This is a genomic window from Burkholderia sp. KJ006 (genome assembly GCF_000262695.1).
Classification (GTDB): domain Bacteria; phylum Pseudomonadota; class Gammaproteobacteria; order Burkholderiales; family Burkholderiaceae; genus Burkholderia; species Burkholderia vietnamiensis.
The window spans coordinates 1,139,401-1,163,568 of sequence record NC_017921.1 but is presented as its reverse complement, the minus strand read 5'-3'; the positions used below and the strand labels follow the sequence as shown (position 1 = coordinate 1,163,568).

At 62.9% G+C, this 24,168-nt stretch carries 18 protein-coding genes; 7 read left to right on the top strand and 11 right to left on the bottom strand.

Annotation, left to right across the window (positions count from 1 at the left end; translation table 11 throughout):
- Positions 1–9: 9 nt before the first annotated feature.
- The gene (locus MYA_RS19275; RefSeq protein ID WP_257786198.1) at positions 10–1,239 is read right to left on the bottom strand and encodes an NAD(P)/FAD-dependent oxidoreductase; all 1,230 of its coding nucleotides are present in this window, start codon (positions 1,237–1,239) and stop codon (positions 10–12) included.
- A gap of 119 nt (positions 1,240–1,358) precedes the next feature.
- On the opposite strand from MYA_RS19275, the gene tsaD reads away from it, so the two are divergent.
- Positions 1,359–2,399: a tRNA (adenosine(37)-N6)-threonylcarbamoyltransferase complex transferase subunit TsaD gene (tsaD, locus tag MYA_RS19270; protein ID WP_014724698.1), complete on the top strand. Its 1,041-nt coding sequence runs from the start codon at positions 1,359–1,361 to the stop codon at positions 2,397–2,399.
- A 133-nt stretch (positions 2,400–2,532) separates the two neighbouring features.
- Here the strand turns inward: tsaD and folE2 are convergent, their stop codons facing one another.
- The 4 genes from folE2 to MYA_RS19250 all read right to left on the bottom strand — a co-directional run bounded on the left by folE2 (position 2,533) and on the right by MYA_RS19250 (position 6,624).
- Positions 2,533–3,342 carry a GTP cyclohydrolase FolE2 gene (folE2, locus tag MYA_RS19265; protein ID WP_011881590.1) on the bottom strand — a complete coding sequence of 270 codons (810 nt, stop codon included), beginning with the start codon at positions 3,340–3,342 and terminating at the stop codon, positions 2,533–2,535.
- Positions 3,343–3,464: 122 nt separating this feature from the next.
- Entirely contained in the window at positions 3,465–5,369 is a 1,905-nt protein-coding gene (gene dxs, locus MYA_RS19260; protein ID WP_014724697.1) for a 1-deoxy-D-xylulose-5-phosphate synthase, read from the bottom strand.
- Positions 5,370–5,449: 80 nt separating this feature from the next.
- Positions 5,450–6,334 (bottom strand): polyprenyl synthetase family protein, encoded by an 885-nt coding sequence (locus MYA_RS19255; RefSeq protein WP_011881588.1) that lies wholly within the window; start codon positions 6,332–6,334, stop codon positions 5,450–5,452.
- Complete coding sequence (locus tag MYA_RS19250) at positions 6,331–6,624, bottom strand: exodeoxyribonuclease VII small subunit (RefSeq protein ID WP_011881587.1); 294 nt, start codon at positions 6,622–6,624, stop codon at positions 6,331–6,333. Before MYA_RS19250 ends, MYA_RS19255 begins: the two co-directional genes overlap by 4 nt.
- A gap of 270 nt (positions 6,625–6,894) precedes the next feature.
- On the opposite strand from MYA_RS19250, the gene MYA_RS19245 reads away from it, so the two are divergent.
- Positions 6,895–8,001: an aromatic ring-hydroxylating oxygenase subunit alpha gene (locus tag MYA_RS19245; protein WP_014724695.1), complete on the top strand. Its 1,107-nt coding sequence runs from the start codon at positions 6,895–6,897 to the stop codon at positions 7,999–8,001.
- A gap of 117 nt (positions 8,002–8,118) precedes the next feature.
- The gene (locus MYA_RS19240; protein ID WP_014724694.1) at positions 8,119–8,988 is read left to right on the top strand and encodes a sulfurtransferase; all 870 of its coding nucleotides are present in this window, start codon (positions 8,119–8,121) and stop codon (positions 8,986–8,988) included.
- Positions 8,989–9,037: 49 nt separating this feature from the next.
- Here MYA_RS19240 and MYA_RS19235 read toward each other — a convergent pair whose 3' ends face one another.
- The 3 genes from MYA_RS19235 to polA all read right to left on the bottom strand — a co-directional run bounded on the left by MYA_RS19235 (position 9,038) and on the right by polA (position 14,640).
- Positions 9,038–9,913, bottom strand: a complete 876-nt coding sequence (locus MYA_RS19235) for a dienelactone hydrolase family protein (RefSeq protein WP_014724693.1) — start codon at positions 9,911–9,913, stop codon at positions 9,038–9,040.
- A gap of 361 nt (positions 9,914–10,274) precedes the next feature.
- Entirely contained in the window at positions 10,275–11,609 is a 1,335-nt protein-coding gene (locus MYA_RS19230; RefSeq protein WP_014724692.1) for an NAD(P)/FAD-dependent oxidoreductase, read from the bottom strand.
- A gap of 277 nt (positions 11,610–11,886) precedes the next feature.
- Positions 11,887–14,640 (bottom strand): DNA polymerase I, encoded by a 2,754-nt coding sequence (gene polA / locus MYA_RS19225; RefSeq protein ID WP_034194991.1) that lies wholly within the window; start codon positions 14,638–14,640, stop codon positions 11,887–11,889.
- Between the two features lies 1 nt (position 14,641).
- Between polA and MYA_RS19220 the strand changes: the two genes are divergently transcribed.
- A complete protein-coding gene (locus MYA_RS19220) occupies positions 14,642–15,400 on the top strand; it encodes a TIGR00730 family Rossman fold protein (RefSeq protein WP_011881579.1) in 759 nt (252 codons plus the stop codon).
- A 382-nt stretch (positions 15,401–15,782) separates the two neighbouring features.
- A complete protein-coding gene (locus MYA_RS32445) occupies positions 15,783–16,061 on the top strand; it encodes a hypothetical protein (protein ID WP_011881578.1) in 279 nt (92 codons plus the stop codon).
- A gap of 502 nt (positions 16,062–16,563) precedes the next feature.
- Here MYA_RS32445 and MYA_RS30080 read toward each other — a convergent pair.
- Positions 16,564–16,641, bottom strand: a complete 78-nt coding sequence (locus MYA_RS30080; RefSeq protein ID WP_238539606.1) for an AlpA family phage regulatory protein — start codon at positions 16,639–16,641, stop codon at positions 16,564–16,566.
- Between the two features lie 689 nt (positions 16,642–17,330).
- On the opposite strand from MYA_RS30080, the gene MYA_RS19210 reads away from it, so the two are divergent.
- Positions 17,331–19,409 carry an AAA family ATPase gene (locus MYA_RS19210; protein ID WP_041494096.1) on the top strand — a complete coding sequence of 693 codons (2,079 nt, stop codon included), beginning with the start codon at positions 17,331–17,333 and terminating at the stop codon, positions 19,407–19,409.
- Between the two features lie 973 nt (positions 19,410–20,382).
- Here the strand turns inward: MYA_RS19210 and MYA_RS19205 are convergent.
- Both MYA_RS19205 and MYA_RS19200 read right to left on the bottom strand, forming a co-directional pair.
- Positions 20,383–21,435 (bottom strand): phage portal protein, encoded by a 1,053-nt coding sequence (locus MYA_RS19205; RefSeq protein WP_014724689.1) that lies wholly within the window; start codon positions 21,433–21,435, stop codon positions 20,383–20,385.
- Positions 21,435–23,201 carry a terminase ATPase subunit family protein gene (locus MYA_RS19200; protein ID WP_014724688.1) on the bottom strand — a complete coding sequence of 589 codons (1,767 nt, stop codon included), beginning with the start codon at positions 23,199–23,201 and terminating at the stop codon, positions 21,435–21,437. Before MYA_RS19200 ends, MYA_RS19205 begins: the two co-directional genes overlap by 1 nt.
- Positions 23,202–23,345: 144 nt before the next feature.
- On the opposite strand from MYA_RS19200, the gene MYA_RS19195 reads away from it, so the two are divergent.
- Positions 23,346–24,164, top strand: a complete 819-nt coding sequence (locus MYA_RS19195) for a GPO family capsid scaffolding protein (protein ID WP_014724687.1) — start codon at positions 23,346–23,348, stop codon at positions 24,162–24,164.
- Positions 24,165–24,168 lie beyond the last annotated feature (4 nt).

Genomic DNA, 24,168 nt, shown 5'->3' with positions numbered 1-24,168 from the left:
CGCCGCACGTCACGCGGCGCGGCTGAACTCCGCCGCGGCTTGTCCCGCGGCCGTCCCCGACGCCCATGCCCACTGAAAGTTGTAGCCGCCGAGCCAGCCCGTCACGTCGACGACCTCGCCGATGAAGAACAGCCCGGGCACCCGCGCGCTCATCATCGTCGCCGACGACAGCTCGCGCGTATCGACGCCGCCCTTCGTCACCTCCGCCTTCTTGTAGCCTTCGGTGCCGTTGGGCGTCAGCGTCCAGCCGGCCAGCGCGTCGCCGATCTGGCGCAGCGTCCGGTCGGGCAAGTCGGCGAGCCGCGCATCGGCCGCCACGCGATGCGTGTCGAGCCACACGTGCGCGAGGCGCGACGGCACCCAGTCGGCGAGCAGCGAGCCGATCTGACGCTTCGACGTACGCTTCGCGTCGAGCAGCTCCGCGACGGCGTCGCGCTGCGGAAGCAGGTCGATGCGGATCGGATCGCCGGGCTGCCAGTAGCTCGAGATCTGCAGGATACCGGGGCCGGACAGGCCGCGATGCGTCAGCAGCAGGTCTTCGACGAATTCGCCGCCGCGCTTCTTGTCGCCGGTCGACACGCGCACCTCGAGCGACACACCGGACAGCGCCGCGAACGGCTCCCAATCCTGCGATGCGAACGTCATCGGCACGAGGGCCGGCCGCGTGTCGATCAGCTTGTGGCCGAACTGCTTCGCGAGCCGGTAGCCGAAATCGGTCGCGCCGATCTTCGGGATCGACAGGCCGCCGGTCGCGACGATCAACGCCCTGGCGCGGATCGCCCCCGCCTGCTGCGTGTCGAGCGTGAAACCGTCGTCCGGCGCGTGGCGCACGGCGTCGACGACCACGGGCCGGCGCCACGCGATGCCGCCGGCGTCGCATTCGTGCTTGAGCACGTCGATGATTGCGTCGCTGCCGTGATCGCAGAACAGCTGCCCTTTGTGCTTCTCGTGCCAGCTCACTTGATGGCGCTTGAGCAGGCCGACGAAGTCGCGCGGCGTGTAGCGCGCCAGCGCCGAGCGCGCGAAATGCGGATTCGACGACAGGTAGTTGTCGGGCCCCGCGTAGAGATTCGTGAAGTTGCAGCGGCCGCCGCCCGAGATGCGGATTTTCTCGGCGAGACGCGGCGCGTGATCGACCAGCACGACGCGGCGGCCAAGCTGCCCGGCCACCGCGGCGCTCATCATCCCGGCGGCGCCCGCGCCGATCACGGCGATATCGTAAGTTTCCATGGCGCGGATTGTACCTGTCCGACCTCGCACCCGGGCCGCCGGAGCCGGCGCGCAACCTTCGCCTGCTATAATTTCGGGTTACGTTGACCTCCCGCTGCGCGCCGCTACGGCACGCGCCTTCCCGACCCATGCTCGTTCTCGGCATCGAAAGCTCCTGCGACGAAACCGGCCTCGCGCTCTACGACACGCAGCGCGGCCTGCTCGCACACGCGCTCCATTCGCAGATCGCGATGCACCGCGAATACGGCGGCGTCGTGCCCGAGCTCGCATCGCGCGACCACATTCGCCGCGCGCTGCCGCTGCTCGACGAAGTGATGGCCCAGAGCGGCACGCATCGCGACGACATCGACGCGATCGCATTCACGCAAGGGCCGGGCCTCGCCGGCGCGCTGCTGGTCGGCGCGAGCATCGCGAACGCGCTCGCGCTCGCATGGAACAAGCCGACGATCGGCATCCATCATCTCGAAGGCCATCTGCTGTCGCCGCTGCTCGTCGACGCCCCGCCGCCGTTCCCGTTCATCGCGCTGCTGGTGTCGGGCGGCCACACGCAGCTGATGCGCGTGACCGACGTCGGCGTGTATGAAACGCTCGGCGAGACGCTCGACGACGCGGCCGGCGAAGCGTTCGACAAGACGGCGAAGCTGATCGGCCTCGGCTATCCGGGCGGCCCGGAAGTATCGCGGCTCGCGGAAACCGGCACGCCCGGCGCGGTCGTGCTGCCGCGCCCGATGCTGCATTCGGGCGACCTCGATTTCAGCTTCAGCGGCCTGAAGACGGCCGTGCTCACGCAGATGAAGAAATTCGAAGCAGCGAAGCTGGAAGGCGACGCGCTCGAACGCGCGAAGGCTGACCTCGCACGCGGCTTCGTCGACGCGGCGGTCGACGTGCTCGTCGCAAAGTCGCTCGCTGCGCTGAAGCAGACGAAGCTCAAGCGACTGGTGGTGGCCGGCGGCGTCGGGGCGAACCGCCAGTTGCGCGCGGCGCTGTCGGCTGCGGCCGCGAAGCGCGGCTTCGACGTGCACTACCCCGACCTCGCGCTGTGCACCGACAACGGCGCGATGATCGCGCTGGCCGGCGCGCTGCGGCTCGGCCGCTGGCCGGAGCAGGCGAACACCGACTATGCGTTCACGGTGAAACCGCGCTGGGATCTCGCGTCGCTCGCACGCTGACGCACGCAACGCCCGGCGCATCGCGCCGATAGACGCCAAAAAACAAACAGGCTGCCCGATCGCGAGCAGCCTGTTTTCATTTCAGCGCCGATACGAACCGGCGAACTGGCGAACCGATACCGACAACCCGGCGTTACGCCGCGAGCCGCTTGTCGCGCTCGATCAGCGCATATGCGCTGTGATTGTGGATCGATTCGAAGTTCTCGGCTTCGAGCACGTAGGCGATCACGCGCTCGTCCGCATCGAGACGCTGCGCAACGTCGCGCACCAGATCCTCGACGAACTTCGGATTCTCGTATGCGCGCTCCGTGACGAACTTCTCGTCCGGACGCTTCAGCAAACCCCACAGCTCGCACGACGCCTCTTCCTCCGCGATGCGGATCAGCGCCTCGACCGGCAGGTCGCCCGCGAGTTCGGCATCGATCGTCACGTGCGAGCGCTGGTTGTGCGCACCGTACTGCGAGATCTTCTTCGAGCACGGGCACAGGCTCGTCACCGGCACCAGCACCTTCAGAAACACGCGCGTGTGGCCGTCGCGGCTTTCGCCCGCGAGCGTGACTTCATAGTCGAGCAGGCTCTGCACGCCCGACACCGGCGCCGTCTTGTTCACGAAGTACGGAAACGTCACTTCGATGCGGCCGGCCTGCGCCTCCAGCTTCTCCAGCATCGACGCGAGCATCGCGCGAAAACGCTCGACCGTCAGCGGCGCACGGTTCTCTTCGAGCAGCGCGACGAAGCGCGACATGTGCGTACCCTTCTGATCGGCCGGCAGGCGAACGTCGAGGTTCCAGACACCGACGCTCGGCTGCACGTCGCCGCTCTCGGTGCAGACCGTCAACGGATGCCGGACCGCCTTCACGCCCACGCGCTGAATCGGAATCTGACGGGTATCGACCGTGCTTTGCACGTCGGGCATCACGAAGGCGGGGTTCATCTGGTTCATCTTGTTCAATCCTTGTTGTCCGCGCGTCCGACGACGCGCACGCCGCGTCATGCGGCAGCACAAAAGCAACATGGGCCCGCAGGCCCATGTTTGTCGCATCAGTGAAGACCGGTTGCGCCAGTTTATGCGACGCGCTTCGCCTCGCCGGCGAGATCGGCTACCGGGCTGAGGAAGCGTTCGCGAATCGACTTCGCGATGCCCGCGCTGTCGAGGCCGCATTGCGACAGCAGCTTCGCGGGGTCGCCGTGATCGATGAACTGGTCAGGGAGGCCCAATTGTAGTACGGGTCGGATAACCCCACTCTCCATCAGGGCTTCGACGCACGCGGAACCTGCGCCACCCATCAGGCAGCCTTCCTCGACCGTGACGAGATAGTCGTGCGTCTCGGCGAGCTCACGCACGAGCGCCGCGTCGATCGGCTTCACGAAGCGCATGTTCGCGACCGTTGCGTCGAGTTCGTCGGCCGCCGCGAGCGACGGCGCGACCATCGTGCCGAACGCGAGGATCGCGACGCGCTTGCCTTCCGGCTGCGACGAACGGCGGCGCACTTCGCCCTTGCCGATCGGAAGCGCGGTGAACTCCTTGACCGTCGCCACGCCGGTGCCCGAGCCGCGCGGATAGCGCACGGCGGTCGGGTTCGGCTGCTGAAGCGCCGTGTGCAGCATCTGCCGGCATTCGTTCTCGTCGGACGCGGCCATGATCGTCATGTTCGGGATGCAGCGCATGAACGCGAGATCGTATGCACCCGCGTGCGTCGCACCGTCGGCGCCGACGAGGCCCGCGCGGTCGATCGCGAACACGACCGGCAGGTTCTGCAGCGCGACGTCGTGGATCAGCTGGTCGTACGCACGCTGCAGGAACGTCGAGTAGATCGCGACGACCGGCTTGAGCCCTTCGGTCGCGAGCCCGCCAGCGAACGTCACCGCGTGCTGCTCGGCGATGCCGACGTCGTAGTAGCGATCCTTGAAGCGCTTCTCGAACTCGACCATGCCGGAGCCTTCGCGCATGGCCGGCGTGATGCCGACGACGCGTGAATCGCGCTCGGCTTCGTCGCACAGCCATTCGCCGAACACCTGCGTGTAGGTCTTCTTCGCCGGCGTGGCGGACGGCTTGATGCCTTCGGCCGGATTGAACTTGCCGGGGCCGTGGTAGAGCACCGGATCGGCTTCGGCGAGCTTGTAGCCCTGGCCTTTCTTCGTGACCACGTGCAGGAACTGCGGACCGCGCAGCTCGCGGATGTTCTGCAGCGTCGGGATCAGCGAATCGAGATCGTGACCGTCGATCGGGCCGATGTAGTTGAAGCCGAATTCCTCGAACAACGTGGCCGGCACGACCATGCCCTTCGCGTGCTCCTCGAGCTTGCGCGCAAGCTCGAGCACCGGCGGCGCCACGCTCAGCACGCGCTCGACGCCCGCGCGCGCGGCCGCGTAGAAGCGGCCCGACATCAGGCGTGCGAGATGGCGGTTCAGCGCGCCGACCGGCGGCGAAATCGACATGTCGTTGTCGTTGAGGATCACGAGCAGCTTCGCATCCTCCGACACGCCCGCGTTGTTCATCGCCTCGAACGCCATGCCGGCCGTCATCGCGCCGTCGCCGATCACCGCGATCGAGAAGCGGTCGTCGCCGTTCAGCTGGCTGCCGATCGCCATCCCGAGCGCCGCCGAGATCGACGTGCTCGAATGCGCGGTGCCGAACGTGTCGTACTCGGACTCGCTGCGGCGCGGGAAGCCCGAGATGCCGTCGTACTGGCGCAGCGTGTGCATCTGGTCGCGGCGGCCGGTCAGGATCTTGTGCGGGTAGGTCTGATGACCCACGTCCCAGACGATCCGGTCGTTCGGCGTGTTGAACACGTAGTGCAACGCGATCGTCAGCTCGACCGTCCCGAGGTTGGACGACAGATGGCCGCCCGTCTTCGACACGCTGTCGAGCACGAACGCGCGCAGTTCATCCGCGAGCGGTTGCAGTTGGCGACGATCGAGGCGGCGCAGATCCGCCGGGTCGTCGATGGTTTTCAGCAAGTCGTACATCGTCGTTCCATTGTAGGAAATCAAACGCGCCCGCATTCTATTGCACGCACCGTAGCGTGTGCGCAGCGGCGGGCTTCGCGTCAGCTGACCCGGTTCACTACCAGGTCGGCAAGTTCGGCGAGACGCTGTGCGCGCGCGCCGAACGGTTTCAGCGCATCGTGCGCTTCAGCGCGCAGCTGCGCTGCGAGCTCACGCGATGCGTCGAGGCCGAGGATCGATACGTAGGTCGGCTTGTCGTTCGCTGCATCCTTGCCAGCCGTCTTGCCGAGCGTCGCCGAATCGGTCGTGACGTCGAGAATGTCGTCGACGACCTGGAACGCCAGGCCCACGGCCCCCGCGTACACATCGAGTGCGGCCATCGCATCCGCCGACGGCGTCTCGCCTGCCAGCGCGCCCATCCGCACAGCGGCGCGCAACAGCGCGCCGGTCTTCATCCGGTGCATCGTCTCGAGCTGCTCGCGCGTCAGCTTCAGGCCGACGCTCGCCAGATCGATCGCCTGCCCGCCGGCCATGCCGATCGAGCCGCTCGCGAGCGCCAGCTCGCGCACCAGCGCGGCCTGCTGCACGGGCGACAGCGCGTCGGCGTCCGTCAGCGCGACGAATGCCTGCGACTGCAGCGCATCGCCGACCAGCAGCGCCGTCGGCTCGTCGTACTGCACGTGCACGGTCGGCTTGCCGCGACGCAGCGCGTCGTCGTCCATGCACGGCATGTCGTCGTGCACCAGCGAGTAGACGTGGATCATCTCCAGCGCCGCCGCCGCCGCGTTGCGCGCCGCTTCGGTCGCGCCCGTCAGCTCACCCGCTGCATGGCACAGCAGCGGGCGAACGCGTTTGCCCCCACCGAGGACCGCGTAGCGCATCGCCTCGTGGAGTTGCGTGGGCACCACGTTGTCGGCCGGCAAATAGTGGCCGAGTGCGTCCTCGACACGGTCAAGTACGGACCGCATCCATTGTTCGAATGTCATAGATCGTCGTCGTCGCCGTCCGTGGCGGCCGTTCCGGAGGAAAGCGGCTTCAGCGTCGCGCCGTCGAGCACGCGGACCTGTTGCTCCACTTTCTCGAGCTGCTGTTGGCAAAACGCAACGAGGGCCGCGCCGCGGCGATACGCGGCAAGCGAATCCTCGAGGCTCAACGCGCCGCCTTCCATCCGGGCAACCAGCGATTCGAGTTCCGCCAGCGCCGTTTCGTACTTGTCCGGCAACGGTTCGGTGCCGTTACCGGCCGCGGTGTCGCCGGGGGATGCGGTTTTCGCCATGGACGAGGGTGTCAAATTGCAAAACAAGTCGGACATTCTACGGCAAAAGAGAAATTTCCGACCTGCCGACGTGGGTACCCGGCCCCACATGCGACCCCGTATCGGGCGCCGACCATGCGCGGGCCCATCAACGCCCGACAAAAAATTGACACAAATCAGGCACTTAATCCTGGCCTTACGAGGGGATCCGGGTATAATTCCCCGTTTCCCTAAATCGATTTTTCGATGGTTGGGTTGTTCACTGCTTTCACGCTATCACCGGGAGTGGGAATGTCCAATCTGAGCGATGCGCTTCAGTTGAAGTCGGCTCATAGCCAGCTTCCAGTCACTGCTTACTTCGATGAGGCGCTGCTTGAGCGCGAGATCGAAACCCTCTTCAAGAAAGGACCTCGTTACATCGGGCACGAGTTGATGGTGCCCGAAGCGGGGGATTATTTTGCGCTGCCTTCCGAACAGGAAGGCCGCGTGCTGGTACGCAATCAGGCGAACCAGGTCGAGCTGCTGTCGAACGTCTGCCGTCACCGTCAGGCGATCATGCTCAATGGGCGCGGCCGCACCCAGAACATCGTATGCCCGCTGCACCGCTGGACTTACGACCTGGACGGCCGGCTGCTCGGCGCGCCGCACTTCCCCGACAAGCCGTGCCTGAACCTCGGCAAGAGCCCGCTGCAGAACTGGCAGGGGCTACTGTTCGAGGCCGAAGGCCGCAACGTCGCGCGCGATCTCGCGAATCTCGGCACGAAACATCATTTCGACTTCGCCGAATATCAGTTCGATCACGTCGAAGTGCACGAGTGCGATTACAACTGGAAGACGTTCATCGAGGTCTACCTCGAGGACTACCACGTCGTCCCGTTCCACCCGGGCCTCGGCAGCTTCGTGTCGTGCGACGATCTCAAATGGGAGTTCGGCGAATGGTACAGCGTGCAGACGGTCGGCGTGCACAACGCGCTCGCGAAGCCGGGCAGCGCGACTTACCAGAAGTGGCACGAGCAGGTGCTCAAGTTCCGCAACGGCGTACCGCCGGAGTTCGGGGCGATCTGGATGGTCTATTACCCGGGCCTGATGATCGAGTGGTATCCGCACGTGCTGGTGGTGTCGTGGCTGATTCCGCGCGGCCCGCAGAAGACGACCAACATCGTCGAGTTCTATTACCCCGAGGAAATCGCACTGTTCGAGCGCGAATTCGTCGAGGCGGAGCGCGCCGCATATATGGAAACGGCCGTCGAGGACGATGAAATCGCCATGCGGATGGACGCGGGCCGTCGTGCGCTGATGGCGCGCGGCGAATCGCAGGTCGGCCCGTATCAGAGCCCGATGGAAGACGGCATGCAGCACTTCCACGAGTTCCTGCGCCGCCATCTCGGCGATCTCTGATCGCCCACGCGACGGCCGGCCGCGCAACGCATCCGGCATCATGAAAAGACGGGCTTCGGCCCGTCTTTTTTTGTTTAGACTTCGGGTATCGGGCCGTTCGCACTCCAGGGAGCCGTCATGCCACACACTCACTACACCACGCTCATCTCCGCCGCCAATCTCGCCGAGCGGCTGGCCGCGGCACCGGGCAGCGTCGCCGTGTTCGACTGCCGCTTCGATCTCGCCGATCCGGCAGCGGGCGAAGCCGCTTACGCAGCCGGCCATATTCCCGGCGCACAGTATCTGCACCTCGATCGCGACCTGTCCGGGCGCAAGACCGGCACCAACGGCCGCCATCCGCTGCCGAGCCGCGACGCACTGGCCTCGCTGATGGCCAGCCGCGGCGTCAAGCAGGGCCAGCAGGTGGTTGCGTATGACGCGCACGGCGGCGCCTATGCGGCGCGCCTGTGGTGGTTGCTGCGCTGGCTCGGGCACGACTCCGTGGCGGTGCTCGACGGCGGTCTGCAGGCATGGGAGGCGTCCGGCCAGCCGCTGACGACGGACGTGCAGCATCCGGCTGCCGGCGACTTCCGCGCGGCCGCGCCGCTCGAGTCGACCGTCGATGCGGCGGCCGTGCTCGCGAACATCGCGTCGGGCGCGCGGATCGTGATCGACGCTCGGGCACCGGACCGCTATCGCGGCGAAAACGAAACGATCGATCGTGTCGGCGGCCATATTCCCGGCGCGCGCAACCGCTTCTTCAAGGACAATCTCGCCGCCGACGGCCGCTTCAAGACGGGCCACGAGCTGCGCGAGACGTTCACCGCCCTGCTGGCCGGCGTCCAGCCGAACAGCGTGATCCTGCAATGCGGGTCGGGCGTGACCGCATGCCACAACGCGCTCGCGCTCGAAATCGCGGGGCTGCACGGCGCGTCGCTGTATCCGGGCTCGTGGAGCGAATGGAGCGCCGATCCGGCGCGGCCGATCGCGAGCGGCCCCACGCCGTAAGCGCCGACACGGCACGACGAACGGGCGGCTCCCGACGCCGCCCGTTCGCTTACATCACGCCGTACTTCTGGAACCACTCGATCGCGCGTTTCCACCCGTCTTCGGCGTCGGCCTTCACGTAGCTCGGCCGGTAATCGGCGAAGAACGCGTGGCCGGCATCCGGATACACGACGATCTCCGACTGGCGCGCGCGCTTCGAATCGCTCGTCTGGATCGCATTACGCATGTCGGCGAGCGACGCCTGCGTGATGTTGGCGTCCTTCTCGCCATAGAGGCCGAGCACCGGCACCTTCAGCAACGACGCATGATCGACCGGATTGAACGGCGTCATCTCGTCGGTCTTGCCCTCGACGAAGCCGTACCACGCCACCGCCGCGAGCACGTGCGGGTTGTGCTCCGCATAGAGCCACGCCTGGCGGCCGCCCCAGCAGAACCCCGTCACGCCGAGCCGCGCCGGATCGCCGCCGTTCCTGCCGGCCCACGCGACGGTCGCATCGAGATCCTCGGTCACCTGCCGGTCGGGCACCTTGCTGATGATGTGCTCGTAGAGATCCTTCATCGTCGGATACTTCGCCGCATTGCCCTGCCGCGCGAACAGGTCGGGCGCGATCGCGAGATAGCCGAGCTTCGCAAAGCGCCGGCACACATCGGCGATATGCGCATGCACGCCGAAGATCTCGTGGATCACGATGACGATCGGCAGATTCGTCTTGTCGACCGGCTGCGCGCGATACGCGGGGATGCTCGCATCGCCGGAACGGATTTCGATCGTGTCGACGTCGAGCCCCGCGCTGTCGGTCGTGATCGTCTGCGCCGACACGGGCAGCACGGCCGCCGCGAAGGCGCTGCCGAGCGCGGCCTGCATGAACTTGCGGCGCGAGAACGGAACGTGGGGGACCAGGCTGTCGACTTCGGGTTTCAACATGAATGCACTCCTCGATTGGACGCCGCCGTCATGGCCACGAACGCGGCCGGACGGAGCGTCGCGCCGTCGAACGACGCGGATGTCGCGGCGGCTGGCACACCGCCGCAACCGGAAACCCGCACAAGATGCCCAATAATCCGTTGTCGCGTCAACTGTCGGAGATGTAAGACTCGATTACCGACGCGGCTGTCCCGCTCGTCGGCGGGCGCGCGCCCCACCGCGTCGCGCGAATGAAACGGCGTGTCGTCATGCGTGCGCGGCTGGTCGGAGGCGGACCTCGCAGCGCGGCAATCGCACGTGCCGCGGGCATCGACGCAGCCGGTCGCGCGCTGCCCGCTCGATGCCCGCATTCACCGCGCGACTAGTGCAGCTTCACACGCGGCAGCGTCGTCCGCCGCAGCCAGTGCGCGACCGTATCGAGCACCATGCGCGGATAGCCGTGCAGCGCCGCGACGTGCAGCCGGTACAACGACATGTACATGAACCGCGCGAACAGCCCTTCGATCAGCATGTTGCCGCCGATCAACCCGCCCATCAGGTTGCCGACCGCGCTGAAGTGGCCGAGCGACACGAGCGAACCGAAATCGCGATACGTGAACTCGGGCAGCGGCCGGCCGTCGAGCCGGCATCCGATCGCCTTCAGCAGGAAGCTCGCCTGCTGATGCGCGGCCTGCGCGCGCGGCGGCACGTTGCGTTCGTGGCCGGGCCATGCGCATGCCGCGCAGTCGCCGAGTGCGAACACGTTGTCGTCGATGACGGTCTGCAGCGTACGGCGCACGTCGAGCTGGCCGAGCTTGTTGACCTGCAGGCCGTCCAGCTGCCCGAGCACGGCCGGCGCCTTGATGCCGGCCGCCCACACCGTGAGGTCGGCGCGCACGGCCTTGCCGCTCGCGGTGTGCACGAATCCCGGCGCGACTTCGGTCACGCGCTCGGCCAGCATCAGGCGAACGCCGAGCTTCTCGAGCAGCTCGGCCGTCGCCGACGACACGCGCTCCTGCAGCGCGGGGAGAATGCGCGGGCCCGATTCGATCAGCACGATGCCGACGTCATGCCGCGGATCGAGCTTGTGCAGCCCATACACGGACAGCACCTGCGCGGTGTTGCGCAGTTCGGCCGACAACTCGACGCCCGTCGCCCCGCCGCCGACGATCACGACCTGGATGCGCGGCTCGGCGGCCGCGCCCGGTGCGGGCTCAGCCGGTGCCTGGTGCTCGGCGCGCATGCACGCAGCAATCAGGCGCTTGCGGAAGCGCTCGGCTTCGCCGACCGTATCGAGCGCGATCGCGTTTTCCGCCGCGCCCTGCACGCCGAAGAAGTGCGTCGTGCTGCCGATCGCGACCACCAGCGTGTCATATTCCAGATTGCGCGCGGGCAGCAGTTCCGCGCCGTCGCTGTCGTTGACCGGCGCCAGCGCGATGCGCTTCGCGGTGCGATCGAGCGCGGTCAGCTCGCCCTGCTGAAACTCGAAGCCATGCCAGCGCGCCTGCGCCGCATATTCGAGCTCCTGCGTGAACGGGTCCATGCTGCCGGCCGCGACCTCGTGCAGCAACGGCTTCCAGATGTGAGTCGGATTGCGGTCGACGAGCGTGACGAGCGCACGCGCGGGACGATTGCCGCTCGCACCGTAACGATCGCCGAGCCGGGTCGCCAGTTCGAGGCCGCCCGCGCCTCCGCCTACGATGATGATCCGATGCATCCGATTCCCCCTTTGCGATTCGACACTGCTGCCGCCGGACGAGGCAGACGCGATGCCTTCGCGCCGCCCGCTGGATTAACCGGTTCGGACACCATCGATGTGCAGTTCGAAACACACTCCGATGCGTCCAAGCCAGGGAACGCGGGGCGCGCAGCCCCGAAACAATCAATTGCTGATCTGCATTGTCCGGAGCTTGCGCGTCGATCACAAGCAAACCATCTCGATATTCAGCATCCCCGCAACAATATGCCGAAGGGAGCGGGAATCGCGCGATGCGTCAGTGGGCCTCTTCCCAGTTCGCGCCGGCGCCGACTTCCGCGACCAGCGGCACCTTCAGCTTCGCGACGCCGCACATCATTTCGGGCAGCTTCTCGCGCACCAGCGACAGCTCGTCGTCGGGCACCTCGAGCACCAGTTCATCGTGCACCTGCATGATCATGCGCGATGCAAGCCGGTCGCGCGTGAGCCAGTCGTCGACCGCGATCATCGACAGCTTGATCAGATCGGCTGCCGTGCCCTGCATCGGTGCATTGATTGCGGCACGCTCGGCCGCCTGCCGGCGCGGCCCGTTGCCGCCGTTGATTTCCGGCAGCCACAGGCGACGGCCGAACACCGTTTCGACATAGCCCTGGTCCTTCGCCGCCGCACGGGTGTCTTCCATGTACTGCGCGACCCCCGGGTAGCGCGCGAAATAGCGGTCGATGTACAGCTTCGCCGCATCGCGCGTGATGCCGAGATTCGATGCGAGTCCGAACGCGCTCATCCCGTAGATCAACCCGAAGTTGATCACCTTCGCGATGCGGCGCTGATCCGAATTCACCTCGAGCGGCGTCACGCCGAACACTTCGGCCGCGGTCGCGCGGTGGATGTCCTCGCCGTGCGCGAACGCGCGCAGCAACGACGCATCGCCGGAGATGTGCGCCATGATCCGCAATTCGATCTGCGAATAGTCGGCCGACACGATCCGATGGCCCGGCGACGCGATGAACGCTTCGCGAATGCGCCGGCCTTCGGCCGTGCGCACGGGGATGTTCTGCAGGTTCGGCTCGTTCGACGCGAGCCGGCCGGTGACCGCCACGGCCTGCGCATAGTTCGTGTGTACGCGGCCTGTGGCGGGGTTCACCATGCGCGGCAGCTTGTCGGTGTAGGTCGACTTCAGCTTCGACAGCCCGCGATGCTCGAGCAGCAGCTTCGGCAGCGGGTAATCCTCGGCGAGCTTCTGCAGCACTTCTTCGTCGGTGGACGGCGCGCCGCTCGGCGTCTTCTTCACGACCGGCAACTGCAGCTTCTCGAAGAAGATCTGGCCGATCTGCTTCGGCGAGCCGAGATTGAATTCGCCGCCGGCCAGCTCGTACGCCTGCCCTTCGAGCTCGATGAGCCGCGTCGCGATCTCGTTGCTTTGCGCGTGCAACAGCGCGTCGTCGATCAGCACGCCGGTGCGCTCCATCTTGCGCAGCACCAGCGACACCGGCATCTCGATCTCGCGATACACGCGCTCGAGGCCCGCTTCGCGTGCGATCTGCGGATAGAGCACGTGATGCAGCTGCAGCGTGATGTCGGCGTCTTCGGCCGCGTACGCGGCGGCCTGGTCGAGCGCCACCTCGTCGAAGCCGATCTGCTTCGCGCCCTTGCCTGCGACGTCTTCATACTTGATCGTCTTGACGCCCAGATGGCGCAGCGCGAGGCTGTCCATGTCGTGCGTGCGGTGCGATTCGAGCACGTACGACTCGAGCAGCGTGTCGTGCTCGATGCCGTTCAGCGCGATGTCGTAGTTCGCGAGCACCTGCGCGTCGTACTTCAGATGCTGGCCGACCTTCTTGCGGTCGGCCGCTTCGAGCCACGGCTTCAGGCGCGCGAGCACGTCGTCGAGCGGCAGTTGCTCGGGCAGATCGGGCCCGCGATGCGCGACCGGCAGATACGCGGCCTTGCCCGGCTCGACCGAAAACGACAGCCCGACGAGTCGTGCGGTCATCGGATCGAGCGACGTGGTTTCGGTGTCGAACGCCGTCAGTGCGGCTGCATCGATCTTCGCGAACCACGCGTCGAATTGCGCCCAGGTCTGGATCGTCTCGTACTCGCGCACGATGTCGGTTGAGACCACCGGCGCCGGCTCGCCGTCGCGCGCGTCGGCGCCGCCGCCTTCCGGCGGTGCGCTGTCGACCTCGCGCAGCCATGTCTTGAAGCCGTAACGCGCGAAGATGTCGCGCAGCAGGTCGCGTGCTTCGCCGTCGGTCTTCAGCGACGCCTCGATCGATTCGAGATGCGGTGCGAGATCGCAGGCCGTGTCGACGGTCACGAGCTTGCGGCCGAGCGGCAGGAAGTCGAGCGCGCGGCGCAGGTTGTCGCCGACCACGCCCTTGATCTCGCCTGCGTGCTCGATCACGCCGTCGAGGCTGTCGTATTGCGACAGCCACTTCACGGCCGTCTTCGGCCCGCACTTCTCGACGCCCGGCACGTTGTCGACGGTGTCGCCGATCAGCGCGAGGTAATCGATGATGCGCTCGGGCGGCACGCCGAACTTCGCGATCACGCCGTCGCGATCGAGCGTCTCGTTCGTCATCGTGTTGACGAGCGTGACGCGCTCGGTCACGAGCTGTGCGAGATCCTTGTCGCCGGTCGACACGATCACGTTCATGCCGCGCTGCTCGGCCTCGCGCGCGAGCGTGCCGATCACGTCGTCGGCCTCGACGCCCTCGACCATCAGCAGCGGCCAGCCGAGCGCGCGCACCGCGCCGTGAATCGGCTCGACCTGCAACGCGAGATCGGGCGGCATCGACGGACGGTTTGCCTTATAGTCGGCATAAAGGTCGTCGCGGAACGTCTTGCCCTTTGCATCGAACACGCAAGCGCTATACTCTGCACTGACTTCCTTGCGCATACGGCGCAGCATGTTGATGATTCCGTAGAGCGCTCCGGTCGGCTCCCCGCCAGGGCCACGCAGATCAGGCATCGCATGGTAAGCCCGATACAGATAGCTCGAACCGTCAACCAATAGCAGGGTCTTACCTTCCAGATTTCGTTCTTCAGGCATTATGAACAAGAGAAAAGTGATTCCGAGTCTGCGTTCGCTCGCAGATCAAGAACGCGCGACGGCCAAGAAGGCGCGCGCATCGTGGCAGATGTTCACGATTATGGCAGAGTTTATCGAGGCAACCGAGTACCTGTCGGAGATCCGTCCGGCCGTCAGCATCTACGGTTCTGCCCGCCTCAAGCCCGACACGCCGCACTACAAGCTCGCCGCGCAAATCGCCCGCAAACTGTCCGACGCCGGCTTCGCGGTGATCTCCGGCGGCGGCCCCGGCATCATGGAAGCGGCGAACAAGGGCGCGCACGCCGGCAAGGCGCCGTCGGTCGGCCTGAACATCGAATTGCCGCATGAGCAGGCCGGCAACCATTACCAGGACATCTCGCTGCGCTTTCGCCACTTCTTCACGCGCAAGGTCACGTTCGTCAAGAACTCCGACGCGGTGATCGTGATGCCGGGCGGCTTCGGCACGCTCGACGAACTGTCCGAAGTGCTCACGCTGATCCAAACGAAGAAGTCGCGGCTCGTGCCGATCATCCTCGTCGGCAGCGAGTTCTGGAAGGGGCTGCTGCAGTGGTTCCGCGACCAGCTGATTCCGATGGGCCTGATCAATCCCGAAGACATGGACCTGATGCAGGTGATCGACGATCCCGACCAGGTGCTCGACGCCGTGCTCGCCTTCTACGAGGACAGCGGCGAAGAAGAAGGCCCGGAAGGCGACGACGAACCGCCGCGCCCCGAAGAAGACCGCATGTTCTATCTGTAACCGGGACGATGCCGCTGCCGGCGCATTGCCGGCAGCGCGCGGTCCACACGCGGCAGGCGGCGCGATTGCGCTGCCTGCCGCGTGTCATTTTGTAACCTCGCATTAATCGGCGCCGCGCGGCCGCGTGCGGTCGAATGTCAAATTCGCGCGCAACGTCGCACGACGTTGCTTGGCCGTGAACCTTCATTGTCAAATCGCGCCGAACGTGGTGGCCGACACGGCCGCGCCCGGCGCCAATCAGCCGTTACAAACGCGGCTCGCATTTTTCGTCGCGCGCCAGCACACTGCATCTCGTCGGCGCGGCGTCCCCCCGGTGGAAACGATTCCCCCTCGCGTCCATCGCGTCGCACCGGCATCTGATCACGACATCACGGAAAACAACATGAAACCCACGCTGCTCGCCCTTTCTCTCGCCGGCCTCGGTCTCACGGTGTCCGGCCTCGCCCACGCCGTCAACGTCGACGTGAACATCGGCACCGCGGCGCCGGTGATCGTCGCCCCCGCGCCTGCGGTGATCGTCGGCTGGCACGGCGACCGCTATTGGGACGGCCGTCGCTACTGGGAGCGCCGTGAATGGGAAGACCACGAACGCGGCTACCGGCACGAACCGCGCGGCGGCTATCACTGCCCGCCGGGACACGCGAAGAAGGGCGAGTGCTGAGCATCCGCGCGGCGCGCTGATCGCGCCGTGTAACGCACCAACAAGAAGGCCGCATGCGAACCACGGTTCGCATGCGGCCTTCGTCGTTGCACGCGCAACTGCGCTGCGACGTGAGGTTACTGGAACGCCACCTCGGCAAAGCTCCGCAGCTTGCGGATGCAATACATCGAAATATCAATCACTTACAACATTGTTTCTAACATTTCGCGGAAAATTTGAGCGCCAACTTACGCGGATCCCAGTCGGATTTCCAATGCAAGTTAGACGAGTATTTCACCGCGCCGACGACGTAACATCCGTTCGATCAACTACTCAGGCAGGCCGCTTCGCGGTTGATTACAAAGCCTCAGCAATTTCCCTAAATATCAGATAGATAGAAGCTTATTGCGTTTCCAAAATATTCGCACCTGCGGTTCCCGGAGGCTTAGCTGACGGGGCTCGGGGCTGAATTGGAAACGCCGAACTGCTTGGGGCGACAGCACTCAAACAGGTTGAATGCCGCCTATCCGAGTGCACGAATCCAGTCGTCCACGATGGACTCGCGCCAAGCAACCGCCCGAGCGCCAAGCTTAACGCCCACGGGAAAGCAAATACTTTGTCCAGTACCTGGGCACGCGGATCAAATCATCAGCCTCGGACGCGCGCACCGACATGGTCCGGTGGCAAATCTTGCCGTGTTCCCCGAAAACACATCGGTAGGTTCTGGATTCATCCATGTTTACCGCCTACATTAAACGAAGATATGGCGATAACAAAGATCGCCTACTACGAGGCTGCGATTGACAGAAGGTTGGCTACAAGCGGGGGCTGTATGGAAAGCATAATAATCAAGGCAATTGACGATAAGAATCTAATAGAATTTTTCTATAACGGTCTTCACCGAATTGGCGAGCCTCATGTCCTCGGCGTCACAAACGGGTCTAAGCAATTGCTCGTCTACCAGACTGGCGGACAAAGCAGCAACGGCGGCATCCCCAATTGGCGCCGCTTCGACCTCAGTCAAATTGCGCACCTTGTTGTCCTCACACAGTCGTTTCCAGGACGCCGTCCAATCCCCTCAGGACGCCACAGTTCGTGGGATCAACGCATAGCCATTGTCGACTAGATCGCGGGCGGTGTACCCGCCCACCACGCTGTGTCTGTTCGGCAACGCGTTCCCTTCGCTCAAAGCCCCGAATCGCCCTCCGCCAAGTGGCTCCTTGGAGTTCCATTACTGCGGAGGATTTCCATGAATGCATCACTAGAACCCATGCCTCTGTTGAGCTAAAAATGGAAATTACAATCGAAAATTGCAACAGCATCGATAGCGCCAAAATTTCGCTTGTCGTTGGCAGACTGAACATCAAGTACGGTCCCAATGGAACTGGCAAAAGCACTATCGCAAAAGCCATTGAGCTTTCCGCGCTAAACGACGCCGGCCTCATGCAACTGACACCGTTCAAACATAGGGGGAAAGAAGCTGATGCCGCAGTGGTTCCGAAAGTGAGCGGCGCCGATCAATTTAAGACGGTTTTCGTATTCAACGAAGAATACGTTGACCAGTTTGTATTCATGCAAGACGAAGTTGTAAAAAATAGCTTCGACATCTTTATCAAAAATTCAGACTATAAAAAAAAGATGGATGCTATTGATGCCCTTATATCCGAAATAAAAATGACGTTTGCGAAAAATGCAAACATAGAGCAGGTCCTCAAAGATCTTACTGAGCTAAGCGAAGATTTCGGAAAATCTCAAGCAGGATTTTCCAAGGCCGGACGAATTTCAAAGGCCATTGGCAGCGGCAACAAACTTGAACACATACCGGACAATCTGGCACCGTATACCAGCTTTATAAAAAGCGAAGCAAATGTTAAATGGATCGGCTGGCAAATCAAAGGCAACGAATTTCTTGAACTTGCTTCCGAATGCCCCTACTGCGCATCCCCAACAGGGGAGAAGAAAGAAACCATACTTGCCGTAAGCAAGGAGTATGAAGCCAAGTCAATCGAACACCTGATCGCCTTGTTGGCAGTGGTCGGCAGACTAGGGAAATACTTCAGCAAGGAAACCTTCGAAAATATCAACAAAATCCTTAGCAATAAGACGGAATTAAAGAAAGAGGAAATATCGTACCTGACCAACCTTAAACTTCAAATCGACACATTACGTGAGAAATTGCAGGACCTGAAAACTATATCATTCTTCTCATTGCGTGACGTCGACGAAATTCAGAAGCGAATCGCATCTCTGAAAATCGATATAAATCTGATGAGCGCACTGGACTCGGAAGAGTCAAGAGCGATAGTTCACCTAGTTAACGAATCCTTAGAGTCAGTTTTGACCAAAGCAGGTCAATTACAAGGCGAAATCAACAAGCAAAAAAAGAGCATTGAAACCACAATTAATAAACATAAGTCTGACATCAACAGTTTCCTGCGCTACGCCGGCTACAAATACGTAGTTGATATTCAAGCAGAGGCGGAATCATACAAGATGAAACTGAAACATCTTGAGTTTTCCGAGCACATCACGAATGGCTCTCGTCATTTAAGCTACGGCGAGAGAAATGCTTTTTCAATTGTCCTTTTCATGTACGAATGCCTCATGAAGCATCCGGATCTTATCGTTCTCGATGATCCGATATCCTCTTTTGACAAAAATAAAAAGTTTGCGATTTTAGAGATGCTATTTCGAGGCAAGGACAGTCTTCGGGATAAGACTGTACTGATGCTAACGCATGACATTGAACCAGTTATCGATATGGTTAAGAGTCTAAGCCATACATTTCAGCCAACACCGGTAGCAAGTTTTCTAAGTTCAAAGACGGGAATCGTGACCGAACTCGATGTAAAGAAAAGTGATCTACTCACTTTCGCTCAAATTTGCGATGAGAATATCAAGTCGCTCGACAACGATGTCATCAAAAGCATCTATCTTCGAAGACACTATGAGATAGTAGACAATAAGGGCCTCGAGTATCAGTTGATCTCAAGTCTCCTACACAAGGAAGCTACTCCTACGGTCAAAGAAAACGAAGGCAAACGGGCCATGACCGAGGCCGAAATAGCTGGGGCAACAGCCGCGATTCAAATCAAGCTACCGTCATTCGAGTATCAGAAGCTGCTGTCATGGGTGCTTGATGCGGAGGTAATGAAGAAGGCGTACACTAGCGCAAAGAACGGATATGAGAAGTTACAGCTATTTCGCATCGTAAATAACGACAATCACGATAATGACATTGTAAAAAAATACATCAACGAATCATTCCATATCGAAAACGAATACATCATGCAGCTAAACCCGCACAGGTACGACTCAGTGCCCGACTACATCATTGCCGAGTGCGATCTGGCGATGGGGGTTCAGTAAAGCGTCGATCGTACGGTGTCGGTCAACCCGACACCGAAAGCGGGATGGTCGTCGAACGAGCCGTTGGGTGCGCGAGGATTGGGTCCCCAGAATGCCGCACCATCCAGTTCGGTCTCTTCTGTGTTGCCGCTAAAGGCTCCCTTCACTAATTCGCACCGACACGCATCAAAATGCATGAGTGCGGTGCGCTCGAAATCGATAAGAACCCCACGGCAGATGGGCCAGAGCGTCGCATGAGAGGTGCATTAAATGTGCCCCCACAAGCGAAGCCCGCAGGCGGGGAGGGAATTACGATGCTGCGCGCGCGCCCCTTGCGAGGAACCCCAGTGTGCCTCTTTCGCCCGACAAATGGCGCAAAAAAAACCGGCCACAGGGGGACCGTGACCGGCGTAAGAAGCTGTCCGTACTCAAGCACGAGGCTGGACGTAACGACAGTCTACGGGTCGAATTCTCGCTCCCAAATAATGGAAAACGATCATTAAGACAGATATTTCCAACCGGTAGGAGGCAATGACGATTCCAGGGAGCAGACATTCAAACACTTCTTTGTCGTAGCGCACGGGCGCATACGGCTGAGAAATGCTGAGACTGCATAACCAGAGCGCATAAAAATGCATAGAAGAATCAGCTAGCCGATCGTCGCGCGGCCCGCGCCAAGCGGTGCCGAGCGCCGAGCGCATGAGTGCATAAAGATCGTTCAATTTTGTGAGTAGGTGGGGCGGGGTCACAACTGCGCGCGCCGGGTCTGAATCGTTATCCAGGGGCATGGTCCGGCTCTTGGGGCAGTGCCTCCGGCGCGTCAGGCGCCCCACCACGGCCCTGCAACGGGCTGGCCCGACCCTTCGGGTGCATCGGGGCGGCGGCGGCCCTGAGGCGCTCTAATGCCCCGGGGCGCACCCAGGCGACGGGCGCAAAAAAGCCGCCGGCACCGAAGTGCCCGGCGGCTTTGCTTTGCCAGGTGCGCGGGCGGGAGTCAGCCCTTCGGCATCTCGAAGTCCCTGAACCGCACGACCTCGATACCGATCCAGTCATTCAGCTCCCGGAGCCGCGCCTTCAGCGGCTCGATCTCGAGGCCATTGAATACCCCGGCCGCCTTCTCCACGTCACCGAACCCGCCCGCGTTCGACGGGATGATCCCCATGAGCTGCGGCGGCACGCGGTGCGCCGCAAGCTGATCTTCGACCGTCACCTTCTTGATGTTCCAGAACTCGTCCTTCGCCGCGACCTCGCCGATCGGCAGGAGCTGGATGCCGTCCTTCTTCCCCTTCGGCGCGTACATGAACAGGTTCCGGAAATTGCCCGGCCCCTTCGCGTTCTTCAATGCCGAACGCAGGTTATCGACGTCCTCCTGCTTCTCGGCCGCGTCGGTCATGTACAGGATGAAGCCGGCGTGGCTCCCGTTCTTGTAGTAGCGCCGGCGAAACAGCGTCGCGCTTTCGTTCAGCCAGGTCGAGTTCAACGCCGACAGGTATTCGGGTAGTCCGTAGATCTCCTGGTTCAGGTCCGGCTCGTACAGGTGATAGACGGAGCCCTTCGGGAACTCGTACGGCTCCCGCACATTCGTGACGAACCAGTATTGACCCGGCTCGACGCCGACCCGCGTGTACTTTGCAAGCGACGACTTCAGCGCCATCGGTGCGCCGAGCCGGTTCGTGCGCAGCTCGAGGTAACTGTTGGCGAAGACCAGGTACTCAAGCACGTACCGGCTGAAGTCCGCGCGCGACAGCAGCGGATGCTCGATGTATGACTGCACGAGGATGTTGCGCTTTACGTAGATGGCCGAGCTGTGGTGTGGCGCGGCTCGAAACGAGCGCGCGAGGCCGTCCAGGGGCAACGGCGGCTCGTACCAGTTCCCCATCCGCATGCATTCAACATACTCGAGCAGTTCGCGCCGATCCATTACCTCGATCGGATCGCCAAACGAGAACACCTCCGTGCGCGGCGTCGGCGCCGGCGTGGATTCGGCGGCCTGCTCGGCACGGCCATGCGTACGGCGCCCGGCGCCGCGTCGAATCTTGCGTGACATCAGAAAAGCTCCATAAATCCGGTATTGGTGCTCGTCGCGCCCTCGAGCGGCTCGTTCGCGAGCGCGTGCATGCACGCCCAGGCCAGATCGCCGTGGCTCGCCTCTTCGGATCGGCTTGCCTTGTACGTGACCTGCAGCCCGCTGGGCGTGATCGTTTTCTTGATCGCCATGAACGCGGCGGCGAGATCCTTCCAGCCCGTGTCGAACTCGAGCCGGCCTTTGCGGATCACGTTCTGCGCCTTCATCACGAGCGCGGTCTTGATCTCGACCGAGTAGTGGAACGGCGTCGCGGCCGGGAAAAACTTCGTGACGAGCTGATAGACGCCCTGGCCGATCCCGGTCGTGTCGACGCCGATGTAGGTCACGCGGTAGCGCGTGGTCAGCGCTTCGATCTGCGCCGCCTGCGCTTCGAAGTCGAGGCCGTGCCACTGGAACCGCTCGAGCACGCGGAATTTCCCGCCGGGATACTTCGGCGGCGCCAGGACCACGCAGCCGGCACTGTCGCCCGTGTGCGACGGGTCGTAACCGATCCACACCTCTTCGTCGCCGAACGGGCGCATGTACAGCGGCTTGAAGTCGTCCCACACTTCCCACGTGTCGACCATGCACGTCTGCAACGTCGCGAGAGGAAAGACCGACAGCGAATCGTCAATGAACTGGCACAGCAGCAAGTTCGCGTATTCCTCCGTGCTGTACTCGAGCTTCAACCGGTCGAGGTTGAAGAGCGGCCTCGCTCCACTGTTACAGCCGCCGCGCACCGCGTCCTCGACCGTCACGATCTGGCGATACTGACCATCCGGACACGACCGGCCAGCGGCCAGTGCCGCATGCGAAATGTCGATCGACACGTGCTGATCTTTCGGTCGACCGCGGTTGAACAGCTTGCCCGACCAGAAGGGATACGCGTCGTGCGCGAGGCTCGATGGTGTCGAGAAATACGTCTGCCGCCAGTGATCGTGAATCGCCATGCCTGACGCCACCTTGCGCAGGTCCTGGAAGCGCGGCACCCAGAAGTACTCGTCGAAATACAGGTTGCCGTGATAGCTCTGCGCCGTGCGCGCATTAGTGCCGAGGAAGTACAACGTCGCGCCGTTCGGCAGCACCATCGGATCGCCCTTCAGCTCGACGCCAACCGCGTCCTTCGCGAACTGGACGATGTACTGGCGGAACACGTGCGCCTGCGCCTTACTGGCCGACAGGAAGATCTGATTGCGGCCCGTGTTCAGCGCGTCGAGCAGCGCTTCGCGCGCGAAATACCAGGTCGCGCCGATCTGCCGGCTCTTCAGGATGTTGCGAATCCGCTCTTTGAAGCCCGCCCGATACCAGGTGCGCTGATAGTCGAAGATCGATTCGAGGAACGCATCGTTCAACTTCTCGATCTGCTCTTCGCTGAACGCGTTGCGGTCGTCGGAGCTACGTGATCGGCGCGTGCCGCCACCCCCTCCCGACTCGCTCACCTTTGCATCATTAGCTGGCCGCGAACGCAATCGGTCGAGCTGACGCGTCAGCAGGTCAATCTCCTTGAAGTCGCGCCCTTCTTTCGCCTCCTTCGTGACGAGCTTTATCAACTGCGCCTCGATCGTCATGTTGACGCGATCGACCGGCTCGGTCTCGTCCCATCCGTCGCGCTTTTTCCAGCTATAGAGCGTGGCCGGCTTCACGCCGAGCAGCTCGGCGATACGCGCGATGCGATACCCCTGCCAGTACAGGTCGCGTGCGCGTCGACGTGGATCAACGTCGGATGAATCAATGGGAAGTGCAGTCATGTAGCAAGGCTACCGACGCGCGCGCGTAGGCCCTACTGCATACGGTTGTATCGGTTGCGCGCACAACCAACATGCGTTGCGACTCCGGTTCGAACTGCCGAAACTGGAATCCCTGAACACAGCCCCCTCTCAGCGGATTCGCACATGACACAGGACGCAAAGAAGACGAAGTTTTTCCGGATCGCGACCGAAGGCGCGACGACGGACGGCCGCACGATCGATCGCGAGATGCTCGAACAGATGGCGAGCAGCTACGACCCGAAGACGTACGGCGCACGCATCAACATGGAACACATTCGCGGCTACACCCCGGATAGCACGTTCCGCGCGTATGGCGACGTGATCGCGCTCAAGGCAGAAGAGCAGGACGGAAAGATGCGCCTGCTCGCGCAACTGTCGCCGACCAAAGACCTGGTCGCGCTGACCAACGAGCAGCGGCAGAAGGTCTACACGTCGATGGAAGTCGATCCAGATTTTGCCGGCACGGGAGAAGCGTACCTGGTCGGTCTCGCCGTCACCGACAACCCGGCAAGCCTCGGCACGGAAATGTTGCAGTTCAGTGCGAAGCACAAAGCGTACGACGCACGGAAGCAGCGCCCGGAAAACCTCTTCAGCGCTGCGGTCGAAGCCGACATCGACTTCGAGGACGAGGTCCCGCGCACCGGCGACGCCGGCAAGTCGCTGTTCTCGAAGGTTCGCGATCTGCTGAATCGCAAGGGTGCGACCGACGACCAGCGCTTTTCCGACCTTTCGCAGTCGGTCGTCGCGCTCGCAGAAAACCAGAGCCAGGTGCTCGAGCAGCTCGAGAAGTTCAACACGAACGTCGACGAGCTGAAGCGCGCGCAGCAGGACAGCGACAAGCGCCACAGCGAGCTGGTCCGGAAGCTTTCGCGCACCGACAGCAGCTCGCAACAGCGGCCGACGTCGACGGGCAGCGACAACGGGGCGCAGACCGACTGCTAACCCG